23 protein-coding genes and 1 other annotated feature are annotated in these 20795 nt (G+C 48.0%); all 23 genes read left to right on the top strand.

All coding sequences use genetic code 11. The features are described 5' to 3' along the window. Nucleotides 1-35 precede the first annotated feature (35 nt). Nucleotides 36-1397, top strand: a complete 1362-nt coding sequence (locus AR337_RS06985) for a VanW family protein (protein ID WP_059171293.1) — start codon at nt 36-38, stop codon at nt 1395-1397. 23 nt (nt 1398-1420) lie between these two features. Then, nucleotides 1421-3082 (top strand): GspE/PulE family protein, encoded by a 1662-nt coding sequence (locus AR337_RS06980; RefSeq protein ID WP_059171292.1) that lies wholly within the window; start codon nt 1421-1423, stop codon nt 3080-3082. 10 nt (nt 3083-3092) lie between these two features. Next, complete coding sequence (locus tag AR337_RS06975; RefSeq protein ID WP_059171291.1) at nt 3093-4130, top strand: type IV pilus twitching motility protein PilT; 1038 nt, start codon at nt 3093-3095, stop codon at nt 4128-4130. 2 nt (nt 4131-4132) lie between these two features. After that, a complete protein-coding gene (locus AR337_RS06970; protein ID WP_059171290.1) occupies nt 4133-5347 on the top strand; it encodes a type II secretion system F family protein in 1215 nt (404 codons plus the stop codon). Nucleotides 5348-5454: 107 nt separating this feature from the next. Beyond that, entirely contained in the window at nt 5455-5934 is a 480-nt protein-coding gene (locus AR337_RS06965; RefSeq protein ID WP_059171289.1) for a type II secretion system protein, read from the top strand. 8 nt (nt 5935-5942) lie between these two features. Further along, complete coding sequence (locus tag AR337_RS06960) at nt 5943-6710, top strand: A24 family peptidase (RefSeq protein ID WP_253701543.1); 768 nt, start codon at nt 5943-5945, stop codon at nt 6708-6710. Between the two features lie 297 nt (nt 6711-7007). Next, a complete protein-coding gene (pilM, locus tag AR337_RS06955; protein WP_059171288.1) occupies nt 7008-8003 on the top strand; it encodes a type IV pilus biogenesis protein PilM in 996 nt (331 codons plus the stop codon). Continuing rightward, nucleotides 8003-8638, top strand: coding sequence for a PilN domain-containing protein (locus tag AR337_RS06950; RefSeq protein WP_059171287.1), 636 nt, complete (start codon nt 8003-8005; stop codon nt 8636-8638). The genes pilM and AR337_RS06950 overlap by 1 nt, the downstream gene beginning before the upstream one ends. Further along, nucleotides 8635-9432 carry a hypothetical protein gene (locus AR337_RS06945; protein WP_059171286.1) on the top strand — a complete coding sequence of 266 codons (798 nt, stop codon included), beginning with the start codon at nt 8635-8637 and terminating at the stop codon, nt 9430-9432. Before AR337_RS06950 ends, AR337_RS06945 begins: the two co-directional genes overlap by 4 nt. Before the next feature lie 111 nt (nt 9433-9543). Further along, nucleotides 9544-10563 (top strand): hypothetical protein, encoded by a 1020-nt coding sequence (locus AR337_RS06940; RefSeq protein WP_156424333.1) that lies wholly within the window; start codon nt 9544-9546, stop codon nt 10561-10563. Between the two features lie 198 nt (nt 10564-10761). Further along, a complete protein-coding gene (locus AR337_RS06935; protein WP_059171284.1) occupies nt 10762-11334 on the top strand; it encodes a nucleoside triphosphate pyrophosphatase in 573 nt (190 codons plus the stop codon). 111 nt (nt 11335-11445) lie between these two features. Continuing rightward, nucleotides 11446-12135, top strand: coding sequence for a DNA repair protein RadC (radC, locus tag AR337_RS06930; RefSeq protein ID WP_156424332.1), 690 nt, complete (start codon nt 11446-11448; stop codon nt 12133-12135). Between the two features lie 160 nt (nt 12136-12295). Then, a complete protein-coding gene (locus AR337_RS06925; protein ID WP_059171283.1) occupies nt 12296-13318 on the top strand; it encodes a rod shape-determining protein in 1023 nt (340 codons plus the stop codon). A gap of 26 nt (nt 13319-13344) precedes the next feature. Next, nucleotides 13345-14226: a rod shape-determining protein MreC gene (gene mreC, locus AR337_RS06920; protein ID WP_059171282.1), complete on the top strand. Its 882-nt coding sequence runs from the start codon at nt 13345-13347 to the stop codon at nt 14224-14226. Beyond that, the gene (gene mreD, locus AR337_RS06915; RefSeq protein WP_059171281.1) at nt 14223-14738 is read left to right on the top strand and encodes a rod shape-determining protein MreD; all 516 of its coding nucleotides are present in this window, start codon (nt 14223-14225) and stop codon (nt 14736-14738) included. The genes mreC and mreD overlap by 4 nt, the downstream gene beginning before the upstream one ends. 116 nt (nt 14739-14854) lie before the next feature. Next, nucleotides 14855-15535: a septum site-determining protein MinC gene (minC, locus tag AR337_RS06910; RefSeq protein WP_059171280.1), complete on the top strand. Its 681-nt coding sequence runs from the start codon at nt 14855-14857 to the stop codon at nt 15533-15535. 1 nt (nt 15536) lies between these two features. Beyond that, nucleotides 15537-16343: a septum site-determining protein MinD gene (gene minD / locus AR337_RS06905; protein ID WP_059171279.1), complete on the top strand. Its 807-nt coding sequence runs from the start codon at nt 15537-15539 to the stop codon at nt 16341-16343. 142 nt (nt 16344-16485) lie between these two features. Then, nucleotides 16486-17253 carry a M23 family metallopeptidase gene (locus AR337_RS06900; RefSeq protein WP_059171278.1) on the top strand — a complete coding sequence of 256 codons (768 nt, stop codon included), beginning with the start codon at nt 16486-16488 and terminating at the stop codon, nt 17251-17253. Further along, a complete protein-coding gene (locus AR337_RS06895; RefSeq protein ID WP_059171277.1) occupies nt 17246-18115 on the top strand; it encodes a M50 family metallopeptidase in 870 nt (289 codons plus the stop codon). The genes AR337_RS06900 and AR337_RS06895 overlap by 8 nt, the downstream gene beginning before the upstream one ends. A gap of 82 nt (nt 18116-18197) precedes the next feature. Continuing rightward, nucleotides 18198-19682: an Rne/Rng family ribonuclease gene (locus AR337_RS06890; RefSeq protein WP_156424331.1), complete on the top strand. Its 1485-nt coding sequence runs from the start codon at nt 18198-18200 to the stop codon at nt 19680-19682. 47 nt (nt 19683-19729) lie between these two features. Continuing rightward, nucleotides 19730-19810 (top strand) — a sequence feature (ribosomal protein L21 leader region). A gap of 14 nt (nt 19811-19824) precedes the next feature. Further along, on the top strand, nt 19825-20133 hold the full coding sequence (gene rplU / locus AR337_RS06885) for a 50S ribosomal protein L21 (protein ID WP_059171275.1): 309 nt from the start codon (nt 19825-19827) through the stop codon (nt 20131-20133). A gap of 11 nt (nt 20134-20144) precedes the next feature. Then, on the top strand, nt 20145-20486 hold the full coding sequence (locus AR337_RS06880) for a ribosomal-processing cysteine protease Prp (RefSeq protein ID WP_059171274.1): 342 nt from the start codon (nt 20145-20147) through the stop codon (nt 20484-20486). Further along, nucleotides 20487-20780, top strand: coding sequence for a 50S ribosomal protein L27 (gene rpmA / locus AR337_RS06875; protein WP_059171273.1), 294 nt, complete (start codon nt 20487-20489; stop codon nt 20778-20780). The last annotated feature ends 15 nt before the right edge of the window (nt 20781-20795 follow it).

The following is a 20795-nucleotide window of genomic DNA, read 5'->3' as shown; positions in this document are numbered from 1 at the left end:
CATTTTTTGGCCCGCACCGGGAAGGACGGTATCGAATGAAAAAAAATCAGCAGGTTTTAAAGCTTTTTGTTGTACTCGTCCTAAGTACCGCGTATGTATTCGGCTTTTCACAATATGGCCTAAAAGTATTTGGAGCCCTTTTTCCAGGCGAGAAAGGCTATCTTCCTGGAACAGCTGTCGGAAGCGTAAATCTAGAAGGAAAGACCCCGAAGGAAGCACTTCCGCTGCTGGAGGAAGCCGTTGCCAACTGGCAGGGAAAATCAACCTACAAAATGCATTTTAAAGAAAAAACCATTGACCTTGAGACGGCAAGAATAGCATTCGACCCGGCAGGAACCCTTTCCACGCTTGTCGACGGCAGACAAAATGCGATGCGGGTAAGCCTGGATGAAACAGCCCTGGTTGAATGGATTAACTTAATTTCTCCCGCACTGATTGGAGAGGAAATAAACTTGAAGGATTTGGCAGCCAAGCTGACTGAGCCTGCCAAGATGCTTAATTCCGGAGAGTTTATAATCGGGCTGGGTGAATTTTTGGAAAATCCATCTGAAGGCACTGGCACGATAGCGACCGGAACAATCGTTGAAAAAGATTCTCCTTATGAGCTGGAAGTGGCAGTTAAGGAATTTTCAGGTGTTAAGATTGAAGGAGATTCCGAGTTTTCTTTTAATAGATTTGTTGAAAAACAGGAAATCAGCGGCCTTTCCTCTAAAACGCTTAGCATGATGGCCACTGCCTTATATATTGCAATCCTGCAAACAAATTTTGAAATCGTTGAGCGGAACATCAGCAAAGAACTGCCTGACTATTCAAAGCTAGGTTCCGAGGCATTTGTAGACACCGTAACCGGAAGGGATTTCATTTTCAAAAACCCGAACGCCGATTCATTTGAACTCAGCTTTGGCTACTCTGACGGCACATTGACGGCAAGCATTACGGGCAGCAAATTCCTGTATGCCTATAAAGCAGTAGCAGACAACGAAGAAACGTTTAAGCCAAAAACAATCAAGCAATTTAGCCCGTTATTAAAAGCTGGCCAAGTAAACATTACAGAAGAGGGCAAACAGGGCTCCATTATAAAAATTTATCGGGAGGTCTATAGCGAGGGCAATCTGCTAGAAACCATTTTCATAGCTGAGGATTACTATCCTCCGGTGCACCGGATAGAAGTCCATGCCCTCCTAGTAGGAGAAACCCAGCAGCCTCCTGGGACAACTCCACTTGAAAGCCCGGGAGACAACGCGGCTTCTCCTGTTTCAACGGATGAAACAAACACAGAAGACCCGGAACTTCCTCCCAATGCTCCAACGGAAACTGGAGAAGATTCAGCCGGTCCCGGACAGGCTGCCGACGATGGCGGAACACTTTGGGGAAAGCCAAATGAAGTTCCCAAATAAAAAGACGATAAGCAGGGATAGTTATGATTAGAACGAAAAAACGGCTTGGCGACTTGCTTATTGAAGCGGGTCTATTATCAGAGGAGCAGCTTCAGGCCGCCCTTGCTGAAAAAGCTCCGCGGCAACGGCTTGGGGAAGCACTCGTCCAACGCGGGACCATCACGGAGCAACAATTAATCGAAGTTCTGGAAATCCAGCTTGGGATACCTCATATCAGCCTGTTCAGCTACCCGTTTGACAAAAATCTTTTCAACCTTGTCTCGAAGGAAATGGCGCGAAGGCAACTTGTCATTCCGTTGAAAAAAGAAGGGGACAAACTGTTTATCGCGATGTCAGACCCATTGGATTTCCTCGCAATCGATGACTTGAGGCTGTCCACCGGATTTCAGATCGAGGTTGCCATTGCGACCAAAGATGATATTGTTAGGGCAATTAATAAATATTACAACACTGATGATGCGCTGGAGGAGTTCCTTGGCGACCTTCCAACAAAGGATATTGCCAGCGAGGTTGACGTAACTGACCTTGACTCGCCAGTCGTCCGCCTTGTCAATATGCTACTTTCAAATGCGGCCGCACAAAAGGCAAGCGACATCCACATCGACCCGCAGGAAACAAAAGTGGTCGTCAGGTACCGGATCGATGGCGTCTTAAGGGTTGAACGCGTACTCCCGAAAAGCATGCAAAGTGTACTGGCGGCAAGGATTAAAATCATGGCCAACCTCGACATAACCGAATACCGGGTCCCTCAGGATGGCAGAATCAAAGTCAATCTTGATTTCCATCCAATCGATTTGAGGGTATCGACCCTTCCAACCGTATTCGGTGAAAAAATTGTTATGCGCCTCCTTGATATGGGGAGCACGCTGAACGATTTGACCAAGCTGGGCTTCAACTCGCTGAATTTCAGGCGGTTCATGGAAATGATTGAAAAACCGACCGGAATAGTCCTGATCACAGGGCCAACGGGATCCGGTAAGTCCTCTACCCTCTATGCCGCCTTAAACAGGTTAAACAGCGAGGAAGTTAATATTATTACAATTGAAGACCCGGTCGAGTACCAGCTTGAAGGAATCAATCAAATTCAGGTGAACCAGAATGTAGGGATGACGTTTGCGGCCGGTTTGCGGTCCATTCTCCGCCAGGACCCGAATATTGTCATGGTCGGGGAAATCCGCGACAAGGAAACGGTCGATGTCGCAATCAGGGCCTCGCTGACGGGGCACCTTGTCCTTAGCACGCTCCATACGAATGACTCTCTCGGCACGATTACGCGTCTCATTGATATGGATGTCGAACCGTTCATGGTGGCATCCGCATTGAGTGGCGTTGTTGCACAGCGGCTAGTCAGAAAAGTATGCCGGGACTGCGCGGAAACCGTCGAGCCATCTAAGCGGGAGCTTGAAATTTTTCAAAGGCGCGGGATTAAAATCGAAACAGTGCCGCGCGGCAAAGGCTGTTCATCTTGCAATATGTCTGGATACAAGGGAAGGATCGCCCTCCATGAGGTACTTGTCATTAATGATGAATTAAGAAAGGCGATTATGGACGGGGAATCCTTCCAGGTTTTGCGTGACATTGCTGTAAGGAACAGGACAATCTTCCTGCTTGATGACGGACTGCTCAAAATAAAACAGGGATTGACGACGACAGAAGAAGTGTTAAGGGTAGCCATTATGGAGTAGGAGAGCACATATGAGAGAGAAAATTGACCTTATACTAAAGGCTGCATTTGAACATAAGGCATCCGATATTCATCTGACAGTGGGCATCCCTCCCGTTTTCCGGATAAACGGAGAACTTAGGAAGCTTGATGCGGCTGCCTTAAGGCCGGAAGATACGGAAGAAATGGCAAGAGCGATCATTCCTGATAATAAATGGGGTGCTTTTAAGGAAAAAGGAGAATTGGATTTTTCCTACAGCATTCCCGGGTTATCCCGTTTTCGGGTAAATACGTACCACCAGCGGAATTGCATCGCGATGGCGCTTCGGACGGTCCCATCAAGGATACCAACCATAGAAGAACTTGGCATGCCTGAAATTTTGCTGAAGCTTGCTGAAAAACCGCAGGGCCTTGTTCTGGTGACAGGACCGACCGGAAGCGGAAAATCAACCACTCTAGCATCGATGATTCACTTCATGAACCAGACAATGCGAAAACATATCATTACGCTCGAGGACCCGATCGAGTACCTTCACAAACATGGAAACTCGATTATTGACCAGCGTGAAGTGGGGATGGACACCGGCAATTTTGCGAACGGGCTCCGTGCAGCACTCCGCCAGGATCCGGACGTTATTCTCGTAGGGGAGATGCGTGACCTCGAGACGATCCAAACGGCCATCACAGCGGCGGAAACCGGCCATTTGGTGCTGGGTACATTGCACACGTCGAGCGCTCCGGCAACCATTAACCGAATATTGGACGTGTTCCCGCCGGCACAGCAGGCGCAAATCCGCATTCAGCTAGCATCTGTCCTAATGGGGATTATATCGCAGCGGCTTTTCCCGACCATCGACAAAAAAGGGAGGAAGGCCGCGACCGAAATTATGATAAACAATCCGGCGATTGCAAACTTGATTCGGAATGAGAAAATACACCAAATTCCGAGTGTGATGCAAACGTCGCGCGCCCTCGGGATGCATACACTTGAATCGAATATTAAAGAGCTGATTGAAAGAGGATTTATCCAAAAAGAAGTGGCCGAGCCATATTTGCAGGAGATGGTGTAGAAATGGCCAGGTTTAAATATGAGGGCCGTGACCGGAAAGGGACGCGCCAGGGAACCATCAATGCTGTCTCCAAACGTGAGGCGCTCCTTAAGCTAAGGGAAGATGGGGTCCGGGTTGTCGACATCACCGAAGTGCCGGAAACGTTCCTCACCAAGGATATAACCATTGGGAATCCCGTTAAACTCGAGCATTTTGTAATTTACATCCGCCAATTTGCAACCCTTTTAAAGGCGGGGGTAACGGTTGTTGACGCGACGTCCATTCTCGCCTCCCAGACTGAAAGCAAACATCTTAAAAAGGCGCTGATCGCAGTTGAATCCGAACTACGGGAAGGCCGTCCGCTTTCACAGTCAGTCACAAAGCATAAAAAAATCTTCTCGCCCATGTTTGTAAATATGGTAAGGGCCGGGGAGGTAGGCGGAAATCTCGATGGGACACTTGAGAGGCTTGCCGACCATTTTGAAAAGCAGCATATGACGAGGCAAAAAATTGTCTCTGCCTTGACGTATCCGGCTGTAATCGGCATCCTTGCCATCGGGGTTGTCATTTTCCTCCTAACGACAATCGTCCCTACGTTTGTAACAATGTTTGATGATTTGGGAGGGGAACTTCCGGCCATAACCCGTTTTGTCATGGGGGCGAGCGAATTTGTCCAAGGCTGGTGGTGGCTACTGCTGCTTATTGCGATTTTGTTTGTCAGCGGCATAATGGCCATACGGAGGAAGAATGAAACCAAGTATTATCTCGATTACGCGCTGCTCCGGATGCCGATTTTTGGGAAGCTTTTGCAAAAAGCAGTGTTGGCGAGGATGACCAGGACATTAAGCTCGTTATTCTCAAGCTCGGTCCCGATTCTTCAAGCCATGTCTATTGTGGAGAACGTTGTTGAAAACGAAGTGATTGCCCGTGTGATCCGGGAGTCCCGTGATTCTCTTGAAAAAGGACAGTCAATGACAATTCCGATGGAGCATCACTGGGCATTCCCGCCGCTTGTAACGCAAATGGTTTCAATTGGCGAACAAACAGGTTCACTCGATGCGATGCTAACAAAGGTGGCCGAGTTTTACGAAAAAGAAGTCGATATTGGCACAGACAAGTTGAAATCATTGATTGAGCCGCTAATGATTGTTGTCCTTGCGGCCCTAGTTGGTACCATCGTCACTAGCATCATGGTGCCGATGTTCGAAATGTTCAATCAATTTGATAATAAATACTAAAAATAGACGAATATCTTCCAAAAATTTGTAGGTTTGACAACATTCGCTGTTGTATAATAGGAGTGAAATATTATATTAGGTTCATAACCTTAGAAGGAGTGGGAAAAATGTTCAAAAGCTTAAAGAAAAAAATGAAAGACCAGCGCGGCTTGACCCTGATCGAATTGCTAGCGGTTATCGTTATTTTGGGGATTATTGCGGCTATTGCGGTACCGGCTATTGGTGGGTTGATTGGCAACACCAAGAAAGATGCGCATGTAGCAAATGCTCAACAAATGGTGAGTTCGACAAAATTGGCAGTTACGACCGAAACTTTATTGCAAAAGGATACACATTTTGTACCACTTGGATATTTAACTGCTAACAACTATCTTGATACATTTAAAGATCCAGATGGAGGAAATTATGAACTAGGGCTTACAACAATTACTACAGGGACTACAGCTCCTACTTCGGGATCTTGGGTAAAGGTAGTTGACGGGAAAGTAGATTTAGTTAAATTGGTAAATAATGGTAGCAAAGGAATCCAAGGAACCGGTGGAGCAGGCGTACTTCCCGCTGACATTAATCGTGCAAACGTGAGATAATAATTTCAATGACTTTAATAAATTACATCATCCTAATTTTTATTTTCCTCTACGGCATCACCCTAGGCTCCTTCTTTAACGTCGTCGGACTTCGGGTGCCTGAAGGACAATCAATCGTTAAGCCGCGCTCTGCCTGCCCGAATTGCAGGCAGCAGCTGCGGCCATGGGACTTGGTTCCAGTCTTTTCATATGTATTCCTTAGGGGGAAATGCCGCGGCTGTCGTACGCGGATTTCCCCTATTTATCCAATAACCGAGCTGTTGACCGGCATCCTGTTTGCCATGGCGCCCGCCGTTCTCGGCTGGTCGTGGGAGCTTGTGGTTGCCTGGACGCTCATTTCTCTTTTTATGATCATTTTTGTTTCGGACATCCACTATATGATCATCCCTGATAAAATATTGCTTGTGTTTGCAGGGATTTTTTTAGTTGAACGAGTGCTTTGGCCGCTTTCTCCGTGGTGGGATTCCCTGCTTGGCGCGGCAGTTGGTTTTATCCTTCTGCTCCTGATTGCCCTCGTAAGCAAGGGGGGTATGGGCGGCGGCGATATAAAACTGTTTGCGGTCATCGGTTTTGCGGTCGGAACAAAGCTTGTTTTGCTTTCCTTCTTGCTTGCCACGTTGTTTGGAGCGGTTTTTGGCGTTCTTGCCTTGATGCTCAAGCTTGTAAAACGTCGCCAGCCAATACCGTTTGGGCCGTTCATTGCCCTTGGTACGCTCGTTGCATATTTTTATGGATCGGAACTTATTGACCTGTACCTGAATCTTTTCTATTCTTAAGTTTACTACATCGGTTGAAATAATTTTTTTACACGAATTAATTTGAAAAGTTAGTTGATTGTAGCGGAAGGCACGAAGACTCCTGTGGGATGCAGCGGCAAGGGGAGACCCCGCAGGCGCAAGCGCCGAGGAGGCTCCACTGACGCCCCACGGAAAGCGAAGTGCCTGAAGAGGAAATCAACGGCATGGTTCCATGAGGATATAAATTTTTGATTCAACCTATATATAATTAGATTCTTAACAAAGCTCCATTGAGTTCATAGCATTATGATTTATATAGATAAAGGGGTAGTTTCAATGGCCTTTTCCCTTTCCTTCGGCAACAAACGAATTATCAACCTTATTTTCAACGATCACTCCATCCGCTACCTGGAGCTAAAAAGCGTGAATCCCCCAATTGCTTTAAAGTGGGGGGAACGCTTCCTCCCGCCAGGGATTATTTCTGATGGGAAAATTGTCGACGATGAAACGCTGTCCACCATTCTGGATGAATGCATTGAAGAATGGAAGATTCAGAGGCGGCAGGTGAATTTTATCGTCCCCGACCCGCTAGTCATTATCCGTAAAATTTCAATACCGATGGATGTACGGGAAGATGAAGTGAAGAGCCATCTGTATATGGAACTGGGTTCGAGCATCCATCTACCTTTTGAAGACCCTGTTTTTGACGCCTACCCGCTAGGTGAAAAAAATGGGAAAAAGGAGCTTCTCTTGTTCGCATCACCAGAAAAATACGTAATGGAGTACTCGAATCTCCTGTCGGGTATGAAGCTGCAGCCAGTGGCAGCGGATATTTCGCCATTAGCCCTTTACCGCATTTACTATATGATGGACAAAGCGCAAAGGGAAGAGAATCTGTTTACAGCCCATATCAACCTGACAAGCGTCAGCATGTGCATTTTTGAAGGGCATATCCCTTATTACATGAGGCATTTTCCTTTGGATTTTGATATCGATCGTTGGGATGTCCGGCGTGAACGTGCCGGGACATGTGAATACCTTTTTAAAGGTGATCCCGCGGAGCTTGAAATTCAGTTTTCCTCGATTTATAGCGAGATGGGCAAGCTGATGGACTTTTACCGGTATTCCGCCTCCGGAGGGACAAAAGGGGTTACAAAAATCCTTTTGGACGGCGACCATCCTATGCTGAATAAAATTCACATTAATCTTGGCGAGCAGTTCGGCCTGCCTGTTGCCACGCTTCCATCCGAGGCTGTCCATAATGGCCGGAACAGGGTACTTCCGCCAAGCCATACATTGGCGCTGGGCCTTGCTTTGAAAGAGGTGAAATAATGCTTATTGATATTAACCTGCTTCCAAAGAAGGAGCGAAAAAGCTCAGGCATTATTTTCACCGCATTGGCTTTTACGGTATTATTCCTAGCCGCGGGCGGGTTCCTTTACTGGCAGACAACCACACTTAAAAACGATATTGCGGTAGTTGAAAATCGAATCGACACGACAAAAAAGATTGCTGCCCTGGAGGAAGAGAAGGCCATTGAAATCATATCGGCGAATTCCGCTTCCCAGCTAGAACAGGCAATTGAATGGGCGGAACAGTATACAGTACCATCTGTGCCGGTCATGAAGGAATTCACGTCCATGCTGCCAGAACGGGGCTTCATTCTAACCTTTGGCTATCAGGAAACAGGAGAGCTAGCGTTGACAGTCCAGTTTGATTCGAGCCGTGAAGCAGCCTATTTCCTGAATCGCCTGAACGAATCGAAGTGGGTCGAAGAGGCGGATCTTTCAAGCCTTTCCGCTGCCCAAACCGAACAAGAATCAGCGAATGTTGATGGCACACTGCAGGCTGCTGCAAATTCCTCAAATACGGAATTTCTGCCTCGATACACCGGCCAGTTCCAGATTACCCTGAACAAGGATGTTGTAAAGGCTGAAATCCGAAGTGAAGGGGAGGATGGTTTATGAGGCTTCATTCATCAAATAAGCAAAAATGGATACCCGCTGCCTTAGCGATTTTGTTCATCGTTTTTTCAGCGGGTGCATACTTTTTTACGATCCAGCCGCTAAAGGCTGACCTGGAGGCGAAAGAGGCCAGCCTGAAAACAGAAGAACAGCTGCTTTCCATTATCCAGGGGAGAGATGAAGAAGCCAAGGAGTTTACCGCCAACAGCTCCACGCAAATGCAGTATCAAATACCTGTAAAACCTCTAGTCGAGCAAATGATTCTCGACTTTGAAAAAGCCGAGGTTGTATCGCGCTCAAAAATCCTGTCAATGTCCTTTGCGAAAGATAGCGACGTCGCTGCACTAGAGGAAGAGGCGGCGGCTGAAGAAACGATATCGGAGAACGGCGAATCCAGCGAAAACGCCCAAACCGATGAAGGGCAGCTGGATGAAACGGCCGCACCACCAAAATCGGTAATAAAGGTCCCGGAAGGTGTCAAAAAAGTCACCGTCCAGCTTTCCGTTGAATCACCAAGCTATGCCGAGCTTGAGAAGTTCATTAAAACACTTGAAAGCATGAAACGGATAACAGTTGTCGAATCAATCGACTATACCGGAGGAGCGGAATTAACCTCGCTTCAGGAAAAGGATGAACCAATTAAATTCAGCATCACTGTTTCCGCATTCTATATGCCGGAGCTGAAAGACCTTGTCCAGCAGCTTCCTGATATCGGTGCTCCGGAACCAGCGAGGAAACGGGACCCTCTCACCACATTTGGCGAAGAGGTATCCGAAAATGAGACAAATGAAAATTGAATCGCTTATTGGCGAAAGCATCTAATAACAAGGCGACAAAAACCTTGTTATTTTTTTTTGCCCCTATGGTAGGATGGAAAAAACCAGCCGGTGGCAAAAGGGGAGCTGATTGTGGACAAGAAGAAACAAAATACGATTAATATTAAATTAAACAATGAATCAAGGCCCGTCCCTGAACAATCCAATTTGGACAGGCCGCCAGTAATTGAACAACAATCAACCGAGGATATTCAGCCAGCAAATATGGAAGCGGCTGCGGCAGCGGAAGCGAGCGAAGAAATCTTCGACTGGATTTTGCCTGAGGAAGAGCCTGCGGAGCAAGGAACGTTCGTGATTAAAGAGGCGTCCGATTCGGCCTCCATCTATCCAAAGCACTCATCCGGGCCTTCAAAGAGGAAAGGCTGGTCAATGAAGCCGGCCGTCCTCACTGTTGTATTTGCGATAATTGTAGGCGTGGGATTGGGAGCCGCTATGCTGAAGCTGCTTCTAACCGACAAACCTGCTGTAACCGCAATGCAGCCGAATGGAGATGAAAAGCCAGCTGCAACAGGAGATGCCAAAACCCAAAGTGCAACGGTCCAGCTGCTCCCCATCTCAGCCTTTGTTATCCAGGAAGGCCTTTACTCAACCAGGGATTCAGCGGAGGCCGCCAAACAAAACCTTGAAGGATTGGGCATACCTGGAGCAGTCCTTGATAAAGATGGACAGGCCATGCTTCTCATTGGAATTGCCGGCAGCATTGAAGGCGCAAAGGAAATTGGTGAAGGATTAAAGGAAAAGGGGATTGCTATCTACGCAAAGGAAATTACTTTGCCTTCCCGAAAAGCGGGGAAAGTAGCTGCAGACGAAAAGCAGTTCCTTGAAAAAGCGCCAGAGCTATTCGCCCTATTGAGCCCAGGAGCTGGATTGGCGATGGCCGGCAAGGAAGCCGCGGTAGCTGGTTCGGTAAAAAAGGACTTGGAAGCTATCAATGCCGGCGAATTTGCCAATCCGGCAATCGGTGCGCTCTATAACGAATTGGCTAACGCCGTTAAGAGCCTGGAAAGCTATGAAAAAGCGGGGGATGGACAATCCGCGCAGGCTGCCCAGGTACACCTCCTGAATTTTCTCGCAAAGTATCAAACATATTAATTCGATTCCTCGGGAAATGAACGCCCTGGCGAATGCCGCGGCGTTCTTTTTTCGGCAATCAGGTTCGCCTCGAATTTTTGGAGATGAATAAGAAGCAAAAAGTTTCGCCACTTTAACCATTAGAAATTGTTTGATGGGTGGAAGTTTGATACGATTAATCTGTATCTCCCCAAACCGAGTAAAAAGAAAGGTGATTGCATGCCGAACCTCATTTTAGCCTCTTCATCTCCACGAAGAAAAGAACTTCTGGAAAATCTCCGCTTGAAATTCAAAATTTACAGCTCAGATGTCGACGAGAGCTTCGAACCGGGCACGTCTCCTGAGGAAATTGTCATGGGCCTTGCCGAACGGAAGGCAAAAGCCGTTTTTGCCGGGCATCCAGATGATTTTGTCATCGGCTCCGATACGATCGTCGTTTGTGATGGCGCCATCTTGGGCAAGCCATCGGGCCGCGAGGAAGCGATAAGGATGCTGAAGCTTTTGTCAGGCAGGACGCATCAGGTTTTTACCGGGGTTGCGATTATAAGCCCTGGCAATGAAGTCCGTTTTTACGAAAGAACAGAAGTCCACTTTTGGGAGTTGACGGACGGGGAAATCGAGTATTATGCAGAGAGCGGCGAGCCTTATGACAAGGCGGGCGGCTATGGCATCCAGGGACTCGGCAGCATGCTTGTCAAACGGATTGAGGGCGATTATTTCGCCGTCATGGGCTTGCCTGTATCCCGTTTGGTCCGCGAACTCGGGGAGTCAGGTTATCCGCTTCCCTTTTAAAAAAATTCATACCTTACCAATTGGGCCAGGGAAAAGGAGTGCCTGTGACAGGCTTTCCGCTTTCCGCTTTTTTCCCAACCCAGGCTCCCTTACTAACAGGGAGGAATTTGTTTGACTGCCAATTCATTGATGATCCGTGATTATCCCCAGGAAGAAAGGCCGCGTGAACGCTTTATTGCAGGCGGGCCGGCAAGCCTTTCAAACCATGAACTGATCGCCCTATTGCTCCGGACCGGTACAAAGGATGAATCGGTCCTTCAGCTATCCAACCGCCTTCTGTCCCATTTTGAAGGGTTGAGGCTCCTGAAAGCCGCATCGCTCGAGGAAATTACCGCAATAAAGGGAATCGGGACCGCAAAGGCGATCCTGCTTATGGCTGCCCTTGAGCTTGGCAGCCGTGTGGCCAACATGACGAACAACGACCGATATGTCATCAGGTCGCCAGAGGACGGGGCAAACTATGTCATGAATGAAATGCGTTTTTTAAGCCAGGAGCATTTTGTTTGCCTCTACTTGAATACGAAGAACCAGGTTCTCCACAAGCAGACAATTTTTATCGGCAGCCTGAATGCCTCGATTGTCCATCCGCGCGAGGTTTTCAAGGAAGCGTTCCGGCGCTCCGCGGCATCGATCATTTGCCTCCATAACCACCCCTCCGGAGACCCGTCTCCGAGCCGTGAGGATATAGAGGTGACAAAAAGGCTATCGGAATGCGGGAAGATAATCGGCATCGATGTGCTTGACCATCTCATCATCGGCGAAAATAAATTCGTCAGCCTGAAGGAAAAAGGGTATTTGTAACACTATGCTTTTATTTAACGTTACGCTATAATATTACTTATGATTTTTCCGGGCGATGCCTGAAAAAAATCAGATAAAAAACGACATAAAAACCATTTTTGATAGAATGATTTCGGCACAAAATTGATTGCATTTTTGCACGGGAAAGGGAGATACTTGTATGTTTGGAATTGGAACGAGAGATCTTGGCATTGATTTGGGGACTGCCAACACACTTATATATGTGAAGGGAAAGGGTATTGTTTTAAGGGAGCCGTCCGTTGTTGCCCTTCAAACCGACACAAAGCAAATCGTCGCTGTCGGAAATGATGCGAAAAATATGATTGGGCGTACGCCGGGGAATATTGTCGCGCTCAGGCCGATGAAGGATGGCGTTATCGCCGACTATGAAACAACAGCGACAATGATGAAGGATTACATTAAAAAGGCTATGAAAAATAAAAGTCTTTGGGGCGGAAAGCCGTACATAATGGTTTGTGTGCCATCGGGAATCACAGCCGTCGAGCAGCGGGCTGTGATTGATGCCACCAAGCAGGCAGGCGCAAGGGATGCATTCCCGATCGAAGAGCCGTTCGCCGCGGCAATCGGAGCGAATCTTCCTGTCTGGGAACCAACCGGGAGCATGGTCGTTGACATTGGCGGAGGAACGACCGAAGTGGCGATCATTTCACTTGGCGGCATTGTCACAAGCCAGTCCATCCGTATCGCCGGTGATGAAATGGATGAATCGATCATCCAATATATCAGGAAGAATTATAATCTCATGATTGGTGACCGTACAGCGGAAATCATTAAGATGGAAATCGGTTCCGCCGGGACGCCTGAGGGCATTGATAATATGGAAATCCGCGGCCGGGACCTTTTGACAGGCCTGCCCAAAACAATAGAAATTACTGCGGCGGAAATAGCTACAGCGCTTCATGATACGGTGTATGCGATTGTGGAAGCCGTTAAAAATACTCTTGAAAAGACTCCGCCGGAACTTGCAGCGGACATCATGGACAGGGGAATCGTCCTTACTGGAGGCGGAGCCCTGCTACGGAACCTGGACAAGGTAATCGGCGAGGAAACGAATATGCCGGTGCTGATTGCGGAAGACCCGCTTGACTGCGTCGCAATCGGAACCGGGAAGGCTCTCGACCATATCAACTTGTTTAAAAACAGGCCAAGGGATTCCCGATAAATGTTTGTAAATAGAGGTGTAGAATCATGCCCCAATCGTTTTTGAATAAACGCCTCATTATTTTGCTTGTAAGTATTATCATCCTGGTCGCATTGATCGGATTTTCGTTAAGGGAGCGCGACAAACTGTCCTGGCCGGAGCAATTTTTGAAGGATAGCACCGGCTGGGCCCAGTCGCTCATCTCTAGGCCAACCCAGTATGTGGCGGGCTTTTTTGAAAATGTCGGAGACCTCCAGGATACATACAATGAAAATAAAGAGCTGAAATCACGCGTTGAAGATATGGTCCGGCTTGAATCCGAAGTTTACAAGCTTAAAAAGGAGAACGAAGAGCTTCGCAAGCTCCTTGGAAAAAGTGAGTCGCTTGGCGATTCGGACACAATCCATGCGGCTGTCATCGGCCGCAATCCGGACCGATGGAATGAATTGATTATCATTAATAAGGGAACCTCGGATAAAGTCGGCAAGAATATGGCCGTCATTACATCCGAAGGGCTGATTGGCAAAATAAAGAATGCCAATGACTTTACATCAACGGTCCAGCTCCTGAGCGCAATGGATCCGAAAAACAGGATTTCCGTTGTCACACAAGGAAAATCACAGATTTATGGTTTTGTAGAAGGCTATGATGAAGAGAAAAAGCTGTTGAAGGTGAAGAAAATCCCTTATGAAGCAAAAGTAGAAAAAGGGCAGACAGTTATAACGTCTGGCCTCGGCGGCGTATTCCCGGCAGGCCTGCTTGTCGGCAAGGTGGTTGAAGTAGAGCCTGATCAATATGGGCTCAACCAGATTGCCCTTGTGAAGCCGGGCGCAAACTTTTATGACATCGGTGATGTGATTGTCATGAAAAGGCTGATGATGCAGCCGGAGAAAGCGGAAATGGTCGATGATAAGGAGGAAGAATTGTGAACCGTTTCTTTCTTCCTCTTTTATTGTTCGTTTTTTTTACAGCTGAAAGCATTTTCGTCCAGCTCCTTCCCTCGGAGTTCTTTTACGGAAAATGGATTCTTGTACCAAGGTTCCTGATTGCCGCCCTGCTCCTCCTAGCTATTTACGGGTCGCAAAAGCACGCAATTCTCTACGGGTTCGCCTTTGGGCTGTTATTCGATATGGTCTATACGGAGATCATCGGAATTTATTTATTTCTTTTTCCACTCACAATCTATTTGGTGATGAGGGTGATGAAGGTACTCCAGGCGAACGCGTTTATCATAACATTCGTGATTTTGGCCGGCATTGCCTTTCTCGAACTTGTAATCTATAAAATGAACAGCTTCATCCATATAACCGACATTAGCTTGAAGGAGTTTGCCGATGCGAGGCTCCTGCCGACCGTATGCCTGAATTTGATTTTCGTCGTTGCCGCTTTTTACCCGCTTAAGCGCTATTTTGAAAAATTGGCTGAACAGGAGATCCTTTGATAGAGGAATTTTGGCAGGGAATGTCGAATGATTTAGGGAGGGCCAACCGCCTTTGGCCTGGCCTCCAGGCGGAAGGGCCATCTGTGTGTTTTTGACAATTGAGGTGAAGTAAGGCCATGAATAAGATGCAAAATGTAATGATAAAAGGGACGAAGGACGGCATCACGCTGTTTCTGGACGATTTGTGTTCCTATGAGGAATTGAAGAGGGAATTGGCTGGGAAGCTTTCCAGCCAGCATGAAAGGGACGCGGAATCCCAACTGCTGCATGTTAAGGTGAATACCGGCAACCGCTATTTAACAGCGGTTCAGCGGGAAGAACTGGTGGAGCTCATCGGCCAGAAGAAAAACCTTATCGTGGATGCAATCGATTCGAATGTCGTTACGAAAGAGGAAGCGGAAAAGCGCTGGAAAGAGCAATCCGTTACAACGGTTGCGAAAATGATCAGATCGGGACAGGTACTTGAGGTGCCTGGCGACCTGCTGCTGATTGGGGATGTAAATCCCGGCGGAATGGTGATGGCAGGCGGCAATATCTTCATCATGGGCGTCCTGAAGGGAATCGCCCACGCTGGATGCTATGGGAACATGGACGCGGTAATCGCCGCATCGGCTATGAAGCCATCGCAGCTGCGGATTAGCCATTATTTGACCAGTTCACCCGAAAAACTGGGAAATGAAAGCCAGCGCGATTTAGAGTGCGCTTACATAAATGAAATGAATGAGATTGTATTTGACAGGCTGCAATCTCTGGCAGGCATCAGGCCTGGATTGACTAGATTTGAAGGAGGGCGTTAACGTGGGAGAAGCAATGGTAATCACATCAGGGAAGGGCGGCGTCGGCAAAACAACGACTTCTGCTAATTTGGGGACTGCCCTGGCGCTGATGGGGAAGAAGGTTTGCTTGGTTGATACGGATATCGGCCTCCGGAATCTCGATGTTGTCATGGGGCTTGAAAACAGGATTATTTATGACCTTGTCGATGTTGCGGCCGGACGATGCAAAATGCATCAGGCCCTTGTAAAGGATAAACGCTTCGACGGGCTGCTTTATTTGCTTCCTGCAGCGCAGACGGAGGACAAAACGGCTGTGACGCCGGAACAGGTGAAGGACCTGGTCGAAAAGCTGAAGCAGGATTTCGATTATGTTCTCATCGATTGCCCGGCTGGAATCGAGCATGGCTACAAGAATGCAGTAGCCGGCGCAGACAGGGCCATCGTTGTCACGACCCCGGAAAAATCCGCTGTCCGTGATGCAGACAGGATTATCGGCCTCCTGGAAAAAGAGGACAATATGGAACCGCCAAGGCTGATCATCAACCGGATTCGCCCGCACATGATGCGGAATGGCGAAACAATGGACGTTGATGATATTACCGAACATTTGTCGATTGAACTGCTCGGCATCGTCGCCGATGATGATGAAGTCATAAAGGCATCGCATTATGGCGAACCAATCGCCATGAATCCAAACAGCAAGGCAGCCATTGCCTACCGAAATATCGCGAGAAGGATTCTTGGTGAGTCCATCCCCCTTCAGCAATTGGGTGAGGAAAACCATAGCGTGCTGACAAAGATTAAGAGATTCTTCGGAGTCCGTTCATAGAATGCCAAAAACCCCGCCCGGTTTTACTGCCGGACGGGGCTTTTTTTGCTTCCGGATCCCCTTCTGGCAACCCAGGCAGTCATACGGAGGACAACTCCTTCATAGACTTGTACAAAAAGGGATAAAAGGGCTGGTGGGGTGCATGCAACACAAAAGGGAGGAAATCCGGAAGCGGATCGCAAGGCGGAAGAAAGAACGGGGGCTGAATAATCGGAATACAACCGGAAGCAAGCCGACAAGCTGGCTTTTGGATGAAGAAAAATATGGCTTTAATGATATGGTCTCCTTTGAAGGCGGCCCTGGAGAGGATGGGCATCCGCTTTTTCGGAAGGAAGTGTTTTTCTTTAAGCTATTGGCCTCGGCCGTCCTATTCCTTGTGATTGCCATTGCATTCAAGAGCCAGGCGCCTGCACTTGAACCGGCAAAGAACCTGATTGTAAAAGGGTTCAGCCAGGATTTCCAGTTCGCTTGGGCAAGCCAATGGTATGAGGAAAAGTTCGGCAAGCCGCTCGCCCTTCTTCCAGAAGCAAAGGAAGAAAATGAGCCAGAGCAGAATTTTTCCGTCCCCGCTTCGGGCAAAATTCTTGAGAACTTCGAAAAAAATGGCCAGGGAATCATGATTGAAACGGATAAAGGCGCTCCGATTGAGGCCATCAACGAAGGATTTGTCATGTTCGCAGGTATAAAGGAAGGACTCGGCAAAACAGTGGTCATCCAGCATGGCGATAAAACGGAGTCATGGTATGGCAATCTCGATTCGATTGAAGTAGGGCTATATGAATACATCGATAAGAAAAAGGAGATTGGAACCGTAGGGCAGGGATCCGATGAATTAAAGGGGGAATTTTATTTCGCGATTAAACAGGGCGGGGATTTTATCGACCCGATCCAGGTGATTCGTTTTGAATAAAGCCTTATCCCTCCTAAAGCTTGTCTATATCCATCCCCTGCTTTGGCTGGCAGCGGCTGTGGCAACGCTCACTGCGCATTTTTTGGAGCTTTGCCTGCTCCTTGCAATCATTTTTATCCACGAAATAGGGCATGCGCTGGCAGCGATGTTTTTTTCATGGCGCATCAAAAGGATTTCGATCCTTCCCTTCGGCGGAGTCGCCGAGATGGACGAACACGGGAATCGCCCATTGAAGGAGGAAGCAATCGTTATCCTTGCAGGCCCTGCCCAGCATATTTGGATGATGGGGGGGGCGTACCTGCTGCATGCCAACGGACTGATTCCCGACCAGACTTATCTTTTGTTCATGAAGTACAACTTGATGATCGTTTTGTTCAATCTCTTTCCGATTTGGCCGCTTGATGGGGGGAAGCTTCTGTTTCTGCTTCTGTCCACTTGGAGGCCGTTTCCTGTCGCGCACCAATGGATGCTCATCTCCTCGTTCACATGCCTGACTTTCTTTTCAATCGCGACATTGTTGACCGTTCCCCTCCATTTGAATATTTGGCTTGTGGCTGGCTTTCTTTATTTTTCCCTTTACCTTGAATGGAAACAGCGCCACTTCGTATTCATGAGATTTCTACTAGAACGGTACTACGGCAAAAACGGTTCATCCATTCCAGTTTTGACGCCAATCAACGCCTGGGAATATGAAGGCATCCTTCATGTCCTCGGAAAATTCCGCCGCGGATGCAAGCATTCAATTGTCGTCAAAGGGGAGAGCGGCGATAAGGGCATCCTTGATGAGAACGAGATCCTTCATTACTTTTTTTCCGAAAAGAAGGCATCCGGGAAAATTAGCGACTTGTTTTATGCATATTGAAAAGCGTTCCTGGGCTACTCCTGGCGAACGCTTTTTTTTGCGTCTATAATGGAGAAAGGAAATTGTAAAGCGGGGAATGCACGTGGATAAACTGATTATTAATAGCGGCTTGAGGGAAAAGCGGGCCGCCTATTTTCATAATGGAAGATTGGAACAGCTGGAAATCGGGAGAGCCGGAGGGCAATCACTTGTAGGGAATATATTTCTAGGCATCGTTACGAAGGTCCTTCCTGGGATGAATGCGGCCTTCATTGATATTGGTACCGATAAGAATGCGTATCTGCACCGCGATTCATTGCCTGAGTATGTTTTGGACAAATCCACGGAAAAGGATAAGAAAAGCATCACGGCCTTTGTCCGGCAAGGTGAACGGCTCCTGGTCCAGGTGGAAAAGGACGCTGCAGGCACAAAGGGGGCCAAGGTTTCGGGAATCCTTGAACTGCCCGGCACGCATCTTGTGTATATGCCATCTGGGAATTACCTCGCTGTCTCAAAAAAAATCGCCAGCCCGGAAAGGCGGGAGGAGCTTCGCCAGTTGGGGGGGAGAGAAAAAATGGATGGGGAAGGGATTTTGTTCCGGACCTCTGCTGGAGATGCACGGGATACTGAACTCATTCAAGAACTAGGCGAGCTCAGGAAGGCATCGGAGGAGCTCTTACCAAAAGCCGCATCCTTAAAAAAGCCGGGTCCTGTTGCAGAAAGGGATCCATTTGTTGAACAGCTAGTCCCGATGATTGAAAAAATGGCCGGCGGAGAAGTCGTTTCCGATGATGCCGCACTATTAAACGAGCTAAAGAAGCGTATTCAAAAGCAGGAAGACAGCCCCGCCTTCAGCTATTATTCAGACAAGGCAAATATTTTTGGCTTACATGGCGCGGAGGCGGAAATCGGCAAGCTTCAAAAACGGGTCGTTTGGCTTGCGAACGGCGCCTATTTGCTGGTTGAGGAAATGGAAACACTGACTGCAATTGACGTCAACACAGGGAAATTTTCCGGAAAGAACAGCCTGAAAGAAACGGTCCTAAAAACGAATTTGCTTGCTGCCGATGAAATCGCGCGGCAAATCAGGCTCCGTGACCTCGCGGGGATCATCCTTGTTGACTTTATTGATATGAAAACGGAGGAGGACCGCGGCCTCGTCACAGCCAAAATGGAATCCGCATTGCGGAAGGATGGACGCAGGACGAGGATTGCCGGATTTACATCGCTTGGAATTCTCCAGATTACGAGAAAAAGGCTGGGGCCGTCGCTCTCGGAAACATTGGCCGTAAAATGTCAGGCCTGTGAAGGGACGGGCAGGGTTTCAAGCCCTGAAACAGAAGCGTTCAGGCTTGAACGGGAGCTATGGGAACACCGGGGCTTGCTGGAAGAGGCTGTGCTTGTTGAAGCAACCCCTGAAGTAAAGTCCGTTTTTGAAGGAGAGGCGAAATTTCATCTCAAACGGCTTGAGGAATCGCTTGGAATCGAGATTATCATTAAAGCGGCAGTGGCGCCTGTCCACTTTTATTCAATCAAGCAGTTTGGAAAAGCCGCTGAACTAAGGCAGAAAGCGGAAGATACGTATTGACACTGTCCATCATCTTATGATAGTATTTTCATGTTATGTTTGTAGCACCCGTGCTACAACCGCTCAGGAGCAGGCCATAAGCTTTTGCTTCACGCAAAACGCCTGTGATGGCGAGTCTTAGACTATGAGGAGGTGCAAGTTCATGTATGCAATTATCGAAACTGGCGGTAAGCAGATCCGTGTAGAAGAGGGCCAAGCCATCTACATCGAAAAGCTTAACGCGGAAGCAGGCGAAACAGTTACTTTTGATAAAGTTCTTTTCGTAGGCGGAGAAAACGTGAAAGTTGGAAGCCCGGTTGTTGAAGGAGCTTCTGTAACAGCTACTGTTGAAAAGCAGGGCCGTGCGAAGAAAATCATTGTTTTCAAATACAAGGCGAAGAAAAACTATCGTAAGAAGCAAGGTCATCGCCAGCCGTACACTAAAGTAGTTATCGGCAAAATCAACGCGTAAGGCGTGATTTGATGATTGACGCAGCAATTTACCGAAATGAGACCGGCTTGATTCAGTCGTTTTCCATCTCGGGCCACGCGTTTTTTGCCAACAGAGGCAAGGATATCGTCTGTGCGGGCGTATCCGCTGTATCAGTTGGAGCCATTAACGCCATCCATGAATTGACGGGCATCGTTCCCGACTTTGAACATGGTGAAGGCTTGCTCCGCTGCGCACTTCCGGAAAACATTCCGGCGCAGGAGCAGAAGACCATCCAAATCCTTCTCGAAGGAATGGCAGTCTCATTGAGGACGATTGAGGAAGAGTACGGAAAGCACATACGTATTACCTTCAAAAAACAGGAGGTGGAATAAATGTTATTGAAATTGGATCTTCAATTGTTTGCTTCCAAAAAGGGAGTAGGTTCTACAAGGAACGGCCGTGACTCCATCTCTAAGCGCCTTGGCGCGAAGCGTGCGGATGGCCAGTTCGTTACAGGTGGATCGATCCTGTACCGCCAGCGTGGTACAAAGATCTATCCAGGTGAAAACGTAGGCCGCGGCGGAGACGACACTCTTTTTGCAAAAGTTGACGGCGTTGTGAAGTTCGAACGCATGGGACGCGACCGCAAAAAAGTGAGCGTTTATCCAGCAGCTCAAGAAGCTTAAGTTTAAATGATCAAT

It is taken from the genome of Bacillus sp. FJAT-27445 (assembly GCF_001510665.1).
Classification (GTDB): Bacteria; Bacillota; Bacilli; order Bacillales; family Cytobacillaceae; genus Bacillus_D.
The sequence above is the reverse complement of the archived record's forward strand: the minus strand, read 5'-3'. Positions and strand labels throughout refer to the sequence as shown.

What these genes read in the sequence shown, in the direction of transcription:
- AR337_RS06880 (WP_059171274.1), top strand. Translation starts at nt 20,145, where the DNA reads ATGATTGACGCAGCAATTTACCGAAATGAGACCGGCTTGATTCAGTCG.
- AR337_RS06965 (WP_059171289.1), top strand. Translation starts at nt 5,455, where the DNA reads ATGTTCAAAAGCTTAAAGAAAAAAATGAAAGACCAGCGCGGCTTGACC.
- AR337_RS06980 (WP_059171292.1), top strand. Translation starts at nt 1,421, where the DNA reads ATGATTAGAACGAAAAAACGGCTTGGCGACTTGCTTATTGAAGCGGGT.
- rplU (WP_059171275.1), top strand. Translation starts at nt 19,825, where the DNA reads ATGTATGCAATTATCGAAACTGGCGGTAAGCAGATCCGTGTAGAAGAG.
- mreC (WP_059171282.1), top strand. Translation starts at nt 13,345, where the DNA reads ATGCCCCAATCGTTTTTGAATAAACGCCTCATTATTTTGCTTGTAAGT.
- AR337_RS06900 (WP_059171278.1), top strand. Translation starts at nt 16,486, where the DNA reads ATGCAACACAAAAGGGAGGAAATCCGGAAGCGGATCGCAAGGCGGAAG.
- AR337_RS06970 (WP_059171290.1), top strand. Translation starts at nt 4,133, where the DNA reads ATGGCCAGGTTTAAATATGAGGGCCGTGACCGGAAAGGGACGCGCCAG.
- AR337_RS06960 (WP_253701543.1), top strand. Translation starts at nt 5,943, where the DNA reads ATGACTTTAATAAATTACATCATCCTAATTTTTATTTTCCTCTACGGC.
- AR337_RS06945 (WP_059171286.1), top strand. Translation starts at nt 8,635, where the DNA reads ATGAGGCTTCATTCATCAAATAAGCAAAAATGGATACCCGCTGCCTTA.
- AR337_RS06925 (WP_059171283.1), top strand. Translation starts at nt 12,296, where the DNA reads ATGTTTGGAATTGGAACGAGAGATCTTGGCATTGATTTGGGGACTGCC.
- AR337_RS06975 (WP_059171291.1), top strand. Translation starts at nt 3,093, where the DNA reads ATGAGAGAGAAAATTGACCTTATACTAAAGGCTGCATTTGAACATAAG.
- AR337_RS06985 (WP_059171293.1), top strand. Translation starts at nt 36, where the DNA reads ATGAAAAAAAATCAGCAGGTTTTAAAGCTTTTTGTTGTACTCGTCCTA.
- AR337_RS06950 (WP_059171287.1), top strand. Translation starts at nt 8,003, where the DNA reads ATGCTTATTGATATTAACCTGCTTCCAAAGAAGGAGCGAAAAAGCTCA.
- minC (WP_059171280.1), top strand. Translation starts at nt 14,855, where the DNA reads ATGAATAAGATGCAAAATGTAATGATAAAAGGGACGAAGGACGGCATC.
- rpmA (WP_059171273.1), top strand. Translation starts at nt 20,487, where the DNA reads ATGTTATTGAAATTGGATCTTCAATTGTTTGCTTCCAAAAAGGGAGTA.
- AR337_RS06935 (WP_059171284.1), top strand. Translation starts at nt 10,762, where the DNA reads ATGCCGAACCTCATTTTAGCCTCTTCATCTCCACGAAGAAAAGAACTT.
- pilM (WP_059171288.1), top strand. Translation starts at nt 7,008, where the DNA reads ATGGCCTTTTCCCTTTCCTTCGGCAACAAACGAATTATCAACCTTATT.